Source organism: Paenibacillus germinis (genome assembly GCF_013141785.1).
Lineage (GTDB): Bacteria > Bacillota > Bacilli > Paenibacillales > NBRC-103111 > Paenibacillus_E > Paenibacillus_E phytorum.
Genome location: NZ_WHOC01000070.1, coordinates 39,860 through 55,236 on the forward strand (window position 1 = coordinate 39,860; position 15,377 = coordinate 55,236).

General features: G+C 42.6%; 10 protein-coding genes. 5 read left to right on the plus strand and 5 right to left on the minus strand.

Annotated features, from left to right (window positions below; genetic code table 11):
• Positions 1–116 precede the first annotated feature (116 nt).
• The 3 genes from GC102_RS13545 to GC102_RS13555 form a co-directional block, all read right to left on the minus strand.
• Positions 117–914, minus strand: a complete 798-nt coding sequence (locus tag GC102_RS13545) for a Cof-type HAD-IIB family hydrolase (protein WP_171690018.1) — start codon at positions 912–914, stop codon at positions 117–119.
• 115 nt (positions 915–1,029) lie between these two features.
• Complete coding sequence (locus GC102_RS13550; RefSeq protein ID WP_171690019.1) at positions 1,030–7,986, minus strand: glycoside hydrolase family 78 protein; 6,957 nt, start codon at positions 7,984–7,986, stop codon at positions 1,030–1,032.
• A 13-nt stretch (positions 7,987–7,999) separates the two neighbouring features.
• Entirely contained in the window at positions 8,000–9,043 is a 1,044-nt protein-coding gene (locus GC102_RS13555) for an S-layer homology domain-containing protein (protein ID WP_171690020.1), read from the minus strand.
• A gap of 506 nt (positions 9,044–9,549) precedes the next feature.
• Here GC102_RS13555 and GC102_RS13560 point away from each other — a divergent pair.
• The 4 genes from GC102_RS13560 to GC102_RS13575 all read left to right on the plus strand — a co-directional run bounded on the left by GC102_RS13560 (position 9,550) and on the right by GC102_RS13575 (position 12,316).
• Positions 9,550–9,996 carry a flavodoxin gene (locus GC102_RS13560; protein ID WP_171690021.1) on the plus strand — a complete coding sequence of 149 codons (447 nt, stop codon included), beginning with the start codon at positions 9,550–9,552 and terminating at the stop codon, positions 9,994–9,996.
• Positions 9,997–10,017: 21 nt separating this feature from the next.
• Positions 10,018–10,713, plus strand: coding sequence for a hypothetical protein (locus tag GC102_RS13565; RefSeq protein WP_171690022.1), 696 nt, complete (start codon positions 10,018–10,020; stop codon positions 10,711–10,713).
• 32 nt (positions 10,714–10,745) lie between these two features.
• Positions 10,746–11,579, plus strand: a complete 834-nt coding sequence (locus tag GC102_RS13570) for a hypothetical protein (protein WP_171690023.1) — start codon at positions 10,746–10,748, stop codon at positions 11,577–11,579.
• Positions 11,580–11,719: 140 nt separating this feature from the next.
• A complete protein-coding gene (locus GC102_RS13575; protein WP_171690024.1) occupies positions 11,720–12,316 on the plus strand; it encodes a hypothetical protein in 597 nt (198 codons plus the stop codon).
• 70 nt (positions 12,317–12,386) lie between these two features.
• Here the strand turns inward: GC102_RS13575 and GC102_RS13580 are convergent, their stop codons facing one another.
• On the minus strand, positions 12,387–13,127 hold the full coding sequence (locus GC102_RS13580) for a pseudouridine synthase (protein ID WP_171690025.1): 741 nt from the start codon (positions 13,125–13,127) through the stop codon (positions 12,387–12,389).
• A gap of 6 nt (positions 13,128–13,133) precedes the next feature.
• Positions 13,134–14,663 (minus strand): RsmB/NOP family class I SAM-dependent RNA methyltransferase, encoded by a 1,530-nt coding sequence (locus tag GC102_RS13585; RefSeq protein ID WP_171690026.1) that lies wholly within the window; start codon positions 14,661–14,663, stop codon positions 13,134–13,136.
• 144 nt (positions 14,664–14,807) lie between these two features.
• Here GC102_RS13585 and GC102_RS13590 point away from each other — a divergent pair, with 144 nt between their 5' ends.
• Positions 14,808–15,317 carry a thioredoxin family protein gene (locus GC102_RS13590; protein ID WP_171690027.1) on the plus strand — a complete coding sequence of 170 codons (510 nt, stop codon included), beginning with the start codon at positions 14,808–14,810 and terminating at the stop codon, positions 15,315–15,317.
• Positions 15,318–15,377: the final 60 nt, after the last annotated feature.

Here is a 15,377-nt window from a genome sequence, read left to right on the forward strand (position 1 = left end):
CTGTACACCACCGTTATCAATTTTCTTTCTCTTATTCTACCATACGTCATAATATGGAAGAACCCCCTAAAACGACAAAAATCCTCAAAAATCGAGGATTTTATCGAATTTTTATATTATAAACAGTATTTCAAAATAGCCTCACGGACACCCTCGTCATTATTAGATGAAGTCACCGCATCCGCTGCTTCTTTCACACCCTCTGGCGAATTCTCCACAGCGATGCCGAGCCCGGCGAATGCCATCATTTCCAGATCATTATAGTAGTTCCCGATAGCCATGATCTCACTAGGATCAATTTCTAATGTAGCAGCCAAAGCTTTCAAAGCGTTGCCCTTATTGGCTTTTGCACTCATCACATCAATAAAGAGGTCGCCACTACGAATCATCCGCATATGACCGTATAGTTTCTGTTCTTCCCATTCCTTTTGAACGCGATCCAATTCATGCTGGCTAAAAAGTGTGAATTTCACTATTGGAAGCCCAAGCTCTGATACATTAGTCACAAGTTTGGGGTTGATCAGAAACTTTTGGTACATCTGTTTTTCGTACTCACTGATCCGTTCAATATACATGTTAAAAGAGGTACATACATCGAAATGAATGCCTTCTCTCCGCACATAATCCAACATAGGCTCAATTTCAGAAATCGTAAAAGCAAACTCATTGACCAACGTCTGACCCCGCTCATCCGCGTGAACAGTCGCCGCGCCATTATGCGTAATCATCGTTCCCTCAAGCCCGAGCTGTTGAAGAATTGGCAATGTGCTAGCTGGAGCTCTTCCGGTACATAGCACAATGTGGCACCCTTGATCATGTACCTCCTGAATCGTTTCAATCGTGCGTTCTGATAATTCATGCTCATCATTTAATAGAGTTCCGTCTACATCCAGTGCTATTAATCGATATTTCAAGGTTTTCTCTCTCCCTTGTACTTCGCCTTTTTATCGATTTATTGTACCATAGGAACATTGTGTATTCATCGATTTACATAAAAAAAAGACAGCTATCCGAAGATAACTGCCCCAATTATTGAACCCTATGAACTCCCACTGATTTATTGACATTGCCAATGATTTGGACAGGAATGTCCTCCTTTTTCACAACACCGTTGCGGTAACGAATTTGAAAATGAATGGTTTGCAGTCCTTTAGGCAAGCCCTCCGCGAATGACTGGAATTTTGCATCAAATAGTTCTCCGCTAAAAAAGGTCGCATCCCCTCCCGCTGCAACTAAATGCTCAGTCACATAAAGCGCATGCCCATCTAACCCTGTCGTATCGATCCAAGCTGTCACTTCGTCCACAGGCGCAGGTGAACTCTTGCTAGAAACTATGAATATTTCCCCAGAGTAGAAGTCCTTAGGTGCCGAAACCGTTTGGTGTCCACTCTTTTCATGCAAAATCAACCAGCTGTCTGTATAGGTTACATCCGAATGAATCGTCAAGGGCATCGCAGCAATTATTTTGACTACGCTATTTGATAGACGTCCATCTGATACGGTTAACGACACCTTATACATACCAGGCTTTAGGAAGTGATGAGAAATATCCTTAGTGGAAAAAGTGGTAGTCCCCCCGTCAGGCTGCTCTACTTTCCACGCATAGGTTAGAACATCACCATCTGGGTCGAAAGAGTTATTCACACTTATCACTATATCCCCCTCCCAAACCGGCTTTGGAGTCCAGTCAAATTCGGCTACAGGCGCTCGATTGATATAAAACCATGTCTGCGCTGAATAATCTGACCAAGTAACCCCATCAAATACTCTTACTCTGACGCGGAGTTTTTGACCAGCTGGAAGTTCCTGGTTAACCATCCAACTCCCCACATTAGAAACAGACCCTTGGTAGAACTGCCCTGAGTCCAGCAACAGCACATCGTTAGCCTCATTGGTAATTTGCATTTGGAAATAAGTAAAGGTTGTACCCGGATCTGGATCGGTTTGGCTCCATTCAAAGGTAGGCCGAAGCTCTGAGAAAATGGTAGGCGCAGCTTGCGTCCCATTTGGAATCGTCATACTGGCTATTGGAGGTCTATTCGTTGTGAACCAACCAGAGTTTGACCATTCTGACCAATATCTCTCATCGTGAACTCTTACCTGAACTTGGAAAGGGCCATTTTGATCTTGGATATACGGAAGATAAAACCACTCTGTAGCATGAGTATTCCAAGTAGTAGCGTTTGTATAGTAATCGCAGTCGTTCCATGAATTACTTTCGCTTTCATAACTACAGAAGTGTGCATAGTTACCATATCTTTGAGCATCGTACACATACCCATATTGACTGTACTGAACTTGAACGCCATTAGCGTCTAAAATACGGTATTGAAATGTACGGTATTCCGTAGGTATATCTGGATCATTCTGATTCCAAGAAGGTTTCAAAACTCCTTCAGAAATAGGTGTAGGATTGGCTTGGGTTCCGTTAGGGAAAGTCAAGGTAGCCGTAGGAGGGAACCCTAAAGCAAAATACCTTTCCGACCATCCAGACCATTCTCCTTGTTCATCCTGTACCCTAATTCTAACCCTGTAAGTTTGATTGGAGTACACAGTCATTGGATAGTTATAGCTTAATGAAACTGTATGACCATCACTGAGCACATTAGAGACTTTTGCAATATTAGGGTTATTCATACTAAACCATTGCCATTGCGGATTATTATAATAATTATAGTAGTATTGTTGCACGTCTATCTCCGAACGTACAATTCGGCTATCAGCATCGTAATCAACCGCATTCCAAGTAAATAAAGGATTGTTCCCTGCTGATCCAGATGGATTATTCATATCCGTACTCGTATGACTCGTGATATCAACGAAAGGCGCATGATTCGCTGGTGGTGCGTCTAGCCACAATATAGCTTCTGCCCAATCAGACCAAGCACCGTATTCATCTTTAACTGCTACCCTGAACGTATAAGCCCCCATTTCTTTTACTCTCGTTAATTTTCCATTTACAGTTGTACCGTCTGGCTTTATGTACTCGTATCTTCGCTCAATAATTCCTCGAGAAGCCGAATAATCAATGCCAGTTGGTTCCGTAGAATAAGTCCAGTTGTTTAACCAACGATCAGGATCATAGCTCTGATCATCATAAGTTACGTTATAATAAATATCTTGATTTACATTCAAGACCCCTATAGGTCTACGATGGATCAATACATTTCTAGAATACGGGTCAGATTCAGACAGGTACTCAGCAAAGGCAGAATTCGGATATTTAAAGCCAATAGGCGTAGGGTCATCTGCACCAATAAAGGTTAATTTATAAATCCCTACCTTATCCAGTGTTTTTATTGGATCTCCATTAAATGTTTGATTATTGTAAGCAGAAAGGCCACTTCTACCATCCCCCGAATCTAAAAATTTCGTAGAGTTCGTATGCTCGTACTTCCATTTATCCTTACTAATCAAATGATCATCACTTTCAGGATCCACAAACTCCGTAGAGTACGTCAGTTCTTCCCCCGCAATGCCGGAATCGCTAATTTTGTTGTTATCTATAATCGGCACTTTGACATAGAAATTACGGAAATGAGAACCATATCCGCCTATGAAAAATCCATAAGTACCTTCTGTTAATGCAAGATCGGTTACTTCCATAATAGGAACTGTACCCATCCGTACCTTTATTTTTCCACCTCTAACACTAACCTTCATGTTGTTAAAAGATGTCGTAGACAACCAGACTGGAGTTGACTGTAACTCGGTACGCACACCACCAACGAGCTTCGATATGCTTATTTTGTTTGTTGTAAACTCTAATCGATACATCGTATTGTTATTAGTTGCCCTGAAAATTAAACCCGAAGGAGCATTCACATTCGTATTCACACTTGATTGTAAGAAATCGAACACGTAATCTGCGTCTGCAATACTCGTATCCTTCTTCATGGTTTGACCAATTTCCGCTAAAGCGTAGCTAGAAGGACTAGTCGTTCCACCATTTATCTTATAGTAGTAGAATTTACGTTCAGATTGACTATCATCTTCATCATAGTGAGAAACATAGCTGCCTACACTGCAAGAACCACAAGACGTCCATTGAAAGTTCCATCTTCTCAACTTATAGTGCTCTTCTTGAAGAACGACTTGAAACTCTCCATCTGCACTTAATCCTGCCGAGGATACCGTATATCTAAACCTCTCTTGAAGAGTTTGTTCGTGAGAGTAGGTATTAGTTGGTCTAGTTCCTTTGGTTGTATATGAAGCGAGTTGGTTTGCATACTTATCGGCAACTACGATTTTGTTCATACCATCAACGATATAAACATATCCATCCGCCGATACAGAATAATTCACATCAACTAAGGTTGAACTATCACTATCTGAACCGTCCCCTCGTATTACGCTGCCATCCTCATACCTAGAACGATTATTAAAGTAGATATCTTTGTATATTTCTAATTTTTTAGTAACACCTGTTTGTTTATTATAAGAAACAAAGTACTCACTAATCGTTCCTGCTCGGTTACTATTAGAACCCCAACTCCCTGAACTATATGCATCCGTAGTTAAATTCATTGGTTGTTCACGATATAGATATACTTCTGAGTCCTCATAAATGCCCGTTAGAATAGGCGCTGGTATTACTGTATTCGCAGGTACTTCTAAACCAGTCTCTACATCAAGCCAAGTAGTCACTACACACCAACATCCGTAGGAGTAGGTACCTCCAAGTGACACCTTAGTTCCATCATTGTTAAGTTTCAAGTTAGCATGAGGTGATCTTACTCCACTTTCACTAGAAGAACAGTCACCAGAACAGCCATCATAGTTGTATTGACCAGAACGTTTCCAAGATACTGTACCATCAGCAGTTTTACGATAGATCGTCCATGTCTCAATATAATCATTATCATTATAATTGTAGGCATTGTAGTCTACTGAATAAGCTCCACCTTTAGCATCATAAGCTAGAAACTTTCCTGGGTTATCCGGTGTAGGCTTATTAGGGATATACTTTTGTTGAACATAATCGTAAGTATTTCCCAGCCCTCCATCTATCCTAGTATTAGTCCCGTCAAAAAATGGAATGGAACCAATAGAACCAACTCCATATCTGTTACCCAGAAATTGTGTATTAAATAACTGAGGAACAGGGAAGGTATGCCAAGCGTTATAGGTTGTTTTTTGGTACTGTTCAGGAGTAATCGTTAGTCCAGTGGCAGGGCCATTGAAAGGCTGTTTACCATAATGAGATGTTAAACCATTGGTAGCCGTGTTGTAAGTAAATCCAATATCCCTCACTTTATTCAAATTAGGATTAGTTAAAGATGAACCTTGCCACTGTTCCCCATAGGCCATTAGCATTTCATTTTCCAATGTTGTATGAAACAAAGGAGGTTCTGGATTCGCACTTGTAACAGTGAATGAAACTTCGGGAGAATCATTTTTGATATCAACCACATAGCTTCTAGTATTCGTTAAACCCCAATCCTCCTTTGTTTTTACCGTTAATTTATACTTACCTACCTTAGGAGCTGTAAGAAGAGCCGGCCCACCAACGGATATCGGTATATTTAAAGGCATATGATCGTTGAAAATTCCGTCGTCATTGCTATCGTACACATATGTAATTGACGTTTCTACAATTACATCTCCATCGGAACTGTAAGACAAATCCCTGAACTGAACATTTCCTCTTACGGCAAAAATAGGTAAGTTGATGACAGCTACTGGAGGCTTATCTTCTACAACGTTAATGTTTTTAATTGCTATGTTTTCTGGTAAGTTGCGTACTCCGTAATTGTCCTTTACTTCTAAGGTTACAGTCTCTATACCAACATTGGGATAAACGGGGAGATTATTCGTCCAGAAATACTCCGTTATCGTTCTGTTTTTAGCTGGTTTGCTGCAAGCTCCATTAATCGCATTAGCTGCAAGAGGGCGGTTTTGTACGACACGGTTTGGTACGTTAATACAGGGTACAGGCTCAGGACGCATGATAGTTATTGTTGCATCTTTTTGTGTACATGCTCCCTTATCATCACACATTTTCGCTGTTATCGTATGGTCGCCGGCTGTTGATGCCGTTAGCCACGTAAGCTTATCCTCACCCTTCAGATAACCCATAGAAGGAAAGCTCTTGATCCAAGTACTTGAGCTGCTTGGGAACAACCACTCGAAAGTTACGATATCATCGTCAGGATCGTAGTGGTTAGGGGCAATTTCGGGCAACAACCTCACGTTTAATTTATCACCGACAATGGAATCGGATAAGGGAATCCTGCTATAGTAATCAGCACCAGCAAACCATCCAATCTCAAATTGAGGTGGTCTATTCGGAGGTCTTGGACCAACTGTAAACTTGCCTTCATAAAAATATGAAGTTCCTCCACAACTATCCTCAAGCTTGTATTCAATAATCACTTCGCCGCTTGTAATATTGCCTGGATAACCCGTAAATCCCATCATCCCATAAGCAAAAATGGACATATCACTCACAGAAGTACTACTTAGCGAACTCCAACCGTACTGAATATATGCACCCGTAGTTTGGGATAAAATGAACCTTCCTTGAACAGGCGTACAACCAGAAGGAATCGTCCAGTCTGCTTTAATAAGGTTGGAATCTTTCCAAGGAATTGAGGGCTTATCTGCTGAGGTAGTTCCGCTAAAGTTTCCACCGTTTGGTGTACAACTGGCTTGGGGAGTGATGATTTGAGTAAGTATGTTATTGCTGGAACTTGCTTCGGGGATATCATCGTTGGAATCTAGATTCATGGTGATACTCTTCATGCTACTGAATGTATACGGTACTAATTCAGTTATCGTCTGACCTGCACCTAAACCTGAAGAATAAGTGAATGTCTTGAACACCGTGCCATCCGCAGCTAGAGTCACACTAAAGGAATCACCACTTGGAATAGCAACGCCGATATTTTTAAATTTGATCGTAATATTTACGCTTACGTTTTGTGGCACACAGGCTCCGGCATCAATTGATACGTAGGCTAGATCTGCTTTAATTGGTGCGGTGTAAGACACATCAATAGATAACTGGTACTTATAAGTTGTACCACTCCAAAGTCCAATAGCGTACATAGCATAGTTTCGAAGCATCCCCGCAGAACCGTCAGAGTCAGGTTTATCAACAATTTGATCACTGGGAACCAATCCGTCCAATAACATCATTGTACGGATCATACCCGTTCCTGGGATGTCACCTTTACCGTAAGCTAAAGGTCTCGCACCATAATCATCACTCGGCTTTTCAGCCCCAATTATTGCTATACTACTTTGGTCCAGTTTGTCAGGATCAGTAATATCTGCACCAAGATCACCCACACTAACCTTAGATTGATCTAAGTACCATGTAGTGGCCCGAGACACTTCATATGCTGTGGTAACAGCATAGCCCTCTATTTCTTTAGCGTAATCAGCTACTTTATCGCCGCTAGCACCATTAGTGCTGTATAGGGGTGATTGAAAGGAGTAACGTAAGTCAGGTCCAAAAGTGCCAGAGTCACCATAATTAAAATTGTCAACTAATGTGTATCTTTTTCGTCCCCACAATGGGATAGTTCCCGGATACGGGGAAGGGTTTCCACTAGCACCATCGAACTCAACCGGAATAGTCTTTGATCCCTTGTGTTCCCATATTTTACCGTCCGGTTGACGATAAATTTGGTGCATTGGGAATGTCTGAGACTTGCCATAAACGGTGGTACTCCCACCAGCTAAACTATTCAAAGTTATAGTGGTTGCTGTAAATGAGGTACTCCCACCAGAACCACCTTGATTATTTAAAGTAACCCCAGTAATCGTCCCACCAACAAGTGAACTGACATCCTTAGTGAATGTCTTAGTTGCGGAGGAAGAATACTGGGCAGCAATAGATGATATGCTATAAGTTCCTTGTTCAAAATTATAATACAAAGTAATAGATGAGGCGGCTTTGACACCTCCTGGGTCAAAGAATGGTAATACTAATTCCATAAATAATAGAAACGACATTGCCCTGTGAACAAATTTACGCAATATGATCACATCCCTATTTAATTGCTAATATTGTTTTAGTATTTAAAATATTAAACACAATTCCAAGATTAGCAATTCGATTAGGAAGTGCGTAGGCTACATAGCCCTCGTTAGTTTGAGGTTTATTAAATTCCATCCAACGGCTTAAGGCTTGCTCAGTAAGAAGAAGCTCATCAGAAGTATCTAATTGTGTCAAAACTTGTGTTGGCAACATATCAGGCGCACCAACACCAGCTTCTGTAGCTACTACAGTGAAGTTTGCAAAGATTACCTTGTTGTCTGTTTTGCTGGTGGACTTACCCCAAGTGCGCATATCGATTAGCTTCATGAATGGATCATCTAGGTCAGCAGGATCTGCTACGATAAGCTTGTTCAACTTTACGGTAACACCCTCAGCATAATTCCAAGTGGTGCCAATCTCCTTCACTCTCAAACCAAGCATTGTACCCACATTGCTACCAGTCGCAGCAATCTCAGCTGAACTTGCAGCATACTTATCTACTGGTAATTTCTCACCTTTTTTGGCCGACAAGATACGCTCAATAATCGTAATCGCCTGCGCTCGAGTACTAGTGCCATAAGGTGCTAAATCTGTCGTACTAACACCATGAATCAACCCTAATTTAACAGAATCAAGCATTGACCCCTTCAGTTCTTTATCCACACTCCGAGCACTTAACATAGCCATTTCAAAACGTTGAAGTGGCTCATTATATCTTTCCGGAAATTCCACTGGAATAATACTTAACTCCTTCAGCCTTTTAACATAAGGCACGTACCAATCATTTCCCTCAACCTTTTCTACTTTTTCTCCTGCTGCGGAAGATAACATTTTGATAAACTCTGCACGGCTAATCGGTAACTCTGGCTTAAAGCTTCCATCGTCATAGCCATCAACGTATTTCTTTTCCACTGCAGTTTGAATAGACTGTTCGGCCCAATGCTGAGATGTGTCCGTGAACTTGATGGGACTTTGTGCTGAGGAACTAATCGCATCATACCCAATGGATGCTGCGCATAGTACCGTACATAAAATAATTGAAAACCTTTTTCTCATAATAATCCTCTCTTTCTACTGGTCACTCATTATAAAAAAAACCGCCCAGCAATCGCCTAGCACACAGCGACACATGGGCGGTTCTTCCGCACACATTCCATATTCTTCTTGTTTGAAAATACCATAAACTAGTAGTTTTGTAAATCTCTAATTTTTAAAGATGCTACTTTTCCGCTTCGTTATCCCCTTCCTTGAAATTAAAGTTTTTTTGGATAATTGTTGCAAATGCATTGACAGTATAATTGAGAATGGTTATCATTTAAATTAGTAAATGAAAATGAATATCATTATCAATACAGCCTTATTCAGATTGGAGTGTGTTAGAAAGTGGGACTTTTGTTTGAAATGGTTAAAAAAAGTGAAAGTCACCGAGATCAAGAGTTAACATTTTCTCAAAAGAATACGAAATCCATGAATGTACAAGAACTATCGACACTATTTGATTTAGAAACCAGAGAACTTTGTAAGCCGGAAGATGAAATCATAACAATTAGGGGGGAATTAGGATGAGTAAAATAATTATAGTGTTTGCAAGCATGACAGGTAATACGGAAGAGATGGCTGATGCGATTGCAGAAGGATTGAAAGAGGCAGGCATTGAACCTGTTGTAAAGAACGTTATCGATACGAACGCTGAGGAAATTACCCACTATGACGGCATCATACTTGGCAGTTACACATGGGGCGACGGAGATTTAGCAGACGACTTCCTCGACTTTTACGATGAGATGGATGACATTCAGTTAGATGGAAAAAAGGCGGCAGTGTTCGGATCATGTGATTCTTCCTATTCCGAATATGGGGCTGCTGTTGATACATTAGTGACGAAGCTGAAGGAACTTGGAGCGGAAGTTACTCTGGAAGGATTAAAGATTGAACTGTCTCCTTCAAAGGATGACAAAGCACTATGCCGACAATTCGGCAAACAGTTCTTGCAATCGTTGGGCGTATAGTCCATCGAATGTAAATTTACAATGAACATACAAAATAAGTATAAGGTTGCATTACCGCCGCTACTTGCCGATTACCAACTCGAGAGTTGGATACGTGATTACTTTTCCGAACATAGCCACACATCTCCCCAAGACTCGGATTGGAAACAATTAACCCAATATGCGGCCTATCACGCTATTAACGAGTGGTATTCCCTGCATCCTAAATCCAGAACTCAGCGAATGCTGACGGAATGGTTTGAACGACGATGGACCAATAAAGTACATAAGTTCGGTTCGTCAGAGTTTTATGGAGATGTCAAACACATTGTGACCGCTCATCTATATGGTTTCCTATCGGACACCGGTAGTTCGGAACGCCCCCTTATGCTGTTCGAAAATATGAACGTTTGGGTCAAAGACCTTGATATTAGGCTATCGATGATCGTTCAGGTCATGGAGCCATTCAAGAGTTCATTCGTTATCCATAAATATATGATAAATCCGAGTCAAGCGGAGATGGAACTATTCATCCATATGACAGTCATATTCTGCTATGAGGCGTTCGGTCAGCTTCCAGAACATCTGAATATCTTTCAGTTGATGAGTGGCGAACGGTATAACATATCTACACTGGACTGCGATCTGAGCAAATCGATAGATTATCTTCGACTTGTGAAAGAGGTTTATACGGAAAGCCGCACTTGTTCGTGCTGTGCCACCACATCCAATACTTGACGAATTATCATGTAACAAGTAGGAGGAGCTTCATGGATTCAAATCAGTTATGGCACTCAACCTATGATATGCTTCCGCTCGGTTTTTCAACGTTAGCGACTTCGGATGATGGGATATTATTTGCCGGTACAATAGGTTCAGGCGTGTATCAATTCTCCGCCCTTCGCTCGTGGGAACGTGTTTCCCAAGGTTTCCCTGAAGGAATCCAGATCAATCGGCTTGATTGGGTAGATGCTCAATTATTCGCGTCAACAAGCCATGGGCTGTATCGATTGGATGATGATGTTTGGCAAGCAACTTCATTACGCGCCCCCTGCTATCGCATACTTAGTTGGGGAGATCAGTTCGTATTAACGGATAGTGGATTGATGTGTGGAAGTAATGGGAATTGGCTGCCGTTCGCTTTTCCTGGGAAGAAAGTATTCGATCTAATGGTCACACCGCATTTTCTTTTTCTTGGCTACGAAGAAGGCATCGCCTATTATGATTTGTTTATGAGCGAATGGTGGAGTATCTCCATGGATCAGCCGATTAAGAGCTTGGCGGTATACAATCAGATGGTTCTGGGAACAACAGCCAATGGTGGTTTGGTACTGGGAAATAAAAATGGCGGTTTTCAACAAATACGGTTTGAAGGCATGTACATCTATCGCTTGGTAACCACTAACAGAGATGTCTACGCGTGCGCGAACACAGGTATTTATAAAATATCTGATTTAAAAGGGCGTATCATGCTTCGCTCGATGAGCATACAAGCGGCTGTGACGGACCTTCTGATATGGAACAATATGATGTTTATTTCCACGCTGAACTCAGGTATTCGGTATAGTACGTTGAATAGATCAGGTTTTCAAAGCAATTTGTAATGCCAATTATATAGGGCCTGTGAGCCTGTTTGTTTCTTGTTTGAAACGGCAGATCATAGGCTCTTTTTGCTATAACTATTGTCATAAGTCTGCTAGATTTAGAATAAGTAGTAATAGAGAAGAAAAGGAGGACCGCTTGTATGCTAACTTTAAAATCATGGACAAGTTTTTTTAATAGGGAATCGCCCGATATATATACAACCGTTAAAGTCCGTGCGCCTCGCGATTTTTTTAATCGGGCAGAAGTTTTTATTGAAGATATCCAATACACAACAAATGAAGATCTACTTGGTATGAATATAACGTTCCTCGTAAAACTATTATTTGATAATTTTCTTGATCACGTACGCCAAGATAAAGATTTGTACGATTACCTGTTGGACTTGAGAGAAACCTACAGTCATTTTTTAAGTACGAATACTAGCGTACTAAATAACAATCTGCGAGATATAAATAGAGTAGCGAAATTTCAATGGAGTTTATCTAACGTGGCTAATATGACCGGTGCAAGAGATTTTTTGACCCTTAACATAGACATCCATCCAAGAGAAGTCAACCGAATTGCCGTATTTTTCGATGATTGGGATTGTAAATACGAGATTCCATTGGATATGGACCTGAATGAGCTTCTGTCGTTGCTCTTGATTGAATTCATCACAGAACTAAGGAACGGACTTGCTGAGGAGACAAAAAAGGAGATTATTGCATCCATCTTAAAGAAGTGGGAAGAGCGTTAGCAAGATTCAAAATAAAACACGCACAATCCGTTCTAGAATCCGGGACTGTGCGTGCTATTAGTTATTAACTTTAAGTGGCATTTTGCAAAGCAAGAAGTTCATCTTTACTCAACTCTCTCACTTGCCCCAATTCTAAACTTGGATCTAAAGCAAGCGGCCCCATCGAAATTCGTTTCAAATATACGACTTTTTTGCCTACGGCTTGAAACATCCGTTTCACTTGATGGAATTTGCCCTCCATGATCGTTAGCTCGATTTCCGAGGGCTCATCTTCAGACTCTTTGCCGGTCTTCAAAATTTTCAAAATACCCGGAAGCGTTTCATAGCCATCGTCCAATGTAACTCCTTGGGAGAATGCTTCGCGGTCCGATTCGCTTACCTCCCACTCCACTTTAGCAAAGTAGGTTTTGGGTACATGCTTGCGTGGAGAAAGAAGATTATGGGCCAATTTCCCATCGTTCGTTAGCAAAAGGAAGCCTTCTGTATCCTTGTCCAGGCGTCCAACAGGGAAAACCTCGAATGGCGCATATGCCTTATCCAAAAGATCCACCACCGTGCGGTCGCGATTGTCTTCTGTGGCAGAGACGACCCCCTGCGGTTTATTCATCATGAGGTAAACGAATTCACGGTACAACACCGGTTCACCGTTTACAGTGATGATATCGGTATCGGGGTTCACCTGCATACCGCTGTCTTTGACTTTCACACCGTTGACGAAAATCGCGCCTTCTTTGGCGAGGCGTTTGAGTTCAGAGCGTGTGCCGATGCCCACATGGGCGAGTATTTTATCGAGCCTTTGTGTTTGTTTCATGACCGATTAGGTCCACCTCCAGCCGGGCGGGTATTCGTTCTTCAGCATCCCGTCGTGCCATTTGCCCCAGCCGACGGGATGGTCTTCAATGCAGACCAGGCAGTAGCCTTTGGCTGCCTTGGTTACTTCCGGGTCGCGGATGATCTCGCTCTCCGCGACTTCGAGCGTCTCGCCCTTCAGGTACCGAAGGGCTCGCTCGTCCCTCGAAGCCAAGCTCAGCGCTCGCTTGGCTTCGCGCATGCGCAGTCCCATGGCTAGCGCATGGGACGGTTCGAACCGGCCGCGGTGCAGCGAGCCGATGTACCAGCCCGGCCGCACGACTTTCAGTCCGTGCAGTTCGGGCAAACCTGCCGGCGACGCATACGCGTGCTCGCCGTAACACACGAGCCGCTCGGCGGCGAAGGGCTCGCTGCGCAGCAGCTCGACCGAGAACGCCTCCAGCGGCTCCAAGCTCACAGCCGCGCGAGTCGACGTCTCCGCGCGCCCCTTCCGCAGCGCCTCACGGCCGCTGCGCTTCCCCGATGCCGACACAACGTCGGCAGCTCTCCCTGCATCTCGTGCATCTCCTGCACTCCCTGCATCTCCCTCAACAGTTGCCCCGTCCCGCCGCAACACAGCAACAAAGTGCCCCTCGCCCCGCAAACGATGCGGCCAAAGCCGAGCAGTCCCAGCCACAGCCTCCCGAGCGCGGTCAGAAAACTCCTCCTCACACCAAGGCGCCCGCAGCCAATCTGGCCTTCCAGCACCAAAACCCTCTACCGGAACCACATCAAACGCCGGATGCTTGTCCAAGAACTCCGCAATCTGTGCTTCATTCTCCTCCGGTGAAAATGTACAGGTCGAATATACAATCATTCCACCGGGTGCAAGCATTTGGGCAGCCTGACCCAGCAGCTCTCTCTGCATACTAGCAAATTCCTGAACTGAATGACGCTCCCACTGATGCATCATCTCTTCTTCTTTACGGAACATCCCTTCACCCGAGCAAGGAGCATCAATTAATATTTTATCAAAATAGCCTTGGAAGACCTTTAACATCCGCTCCGGCTTCTCATTCAAAACAATAGCGTTTCTAACACCCAAAAGCTCAAGGTTTTTAACTAGTGCCTTCACACGATCGGAATGAATATCATTAACAACAAGAACCCCTTCGCTTTGAAGCTTAGCGGCTATTTGCGTTGATTTCCCTCCAGGCGCAGCACATAAATCGAGTACACGTTCCCCTGGGCGTACTTGAAGCAATTCTACAGGCGCCATCGCGCTTGGCTCTTGAATATAGTAAAGCCCAGCATGATAATAGGGATGCTTCCCCGGACGTTCACCTTCTTCATAATAAAATCCCTCGGAAGCCCAAGGCACTGCGCTTAGCGCAAACGGACTCTTCGCCAAAAAATCCGCCTTTTCCACCTTCACTGTGTTCACCCTTAAACCAAACGTTCTCGGTTGGTCATACGATTTCAGAAATTGCTCAAATTCATTTTCACCCAATAAATCAATCATTTTTTCTCTAAAAAGGGCAGGCAGCTGCTTCGTCATCCGGACATCTTCTCTTTCATCTTTTAATATCGGTATTATAGCTGACTTGTCACCAAACAGCCAATAATTTTCAAAATATCAACAGGATATGCTATACTTTTTATAGAAAATAGTAGAAAGTAAACATTATAAAGAGGTGCATTCATGAAGAAGCTGCTTATTTATCTAGGCATTGTTCTTGTTTTATTTGGAGGCTTATATTTCGTTAATCAACAGTCTACCAAATCTTCGGACAAAGCTAATGCAGGCAATCCATATGGCGTTGCCGCATCCAAATTAAATCCAGAAACAGTGAAACAATTAACGGATCCGAATTACCAGAACCTCATTCTACCGAAGGATTTGGATCAAAGATTAAAGAACAAAGAAACATTTTTCCAATATTATTACGCTTCGACCTGTCCACATTGTAAAGTAACGACCCCAGTTCTTGTTCCGATACAAAAAGAGCTAGGTATTGATGTTAAACAGTTCAACTTGGAGGAATTCAAGGATGGCTGGCAGAAATATAAAATCGAATCCACACCTACTCTCGTCTACTACAAAAATGGTGTAGAAGTTGAAAGAATTGTTGGCGGTGTTCCGGAATCCGGTTCAACCGGTGGTAATACTCCTGAAACATTCAAAGCCTTTTTCCAAAAGTATAAAGGTTAATCCTAAGTTAAAAGCAGCGGAGATCCCGCTGCTTTTTGTTATTCATCTAACGCGAGGGAT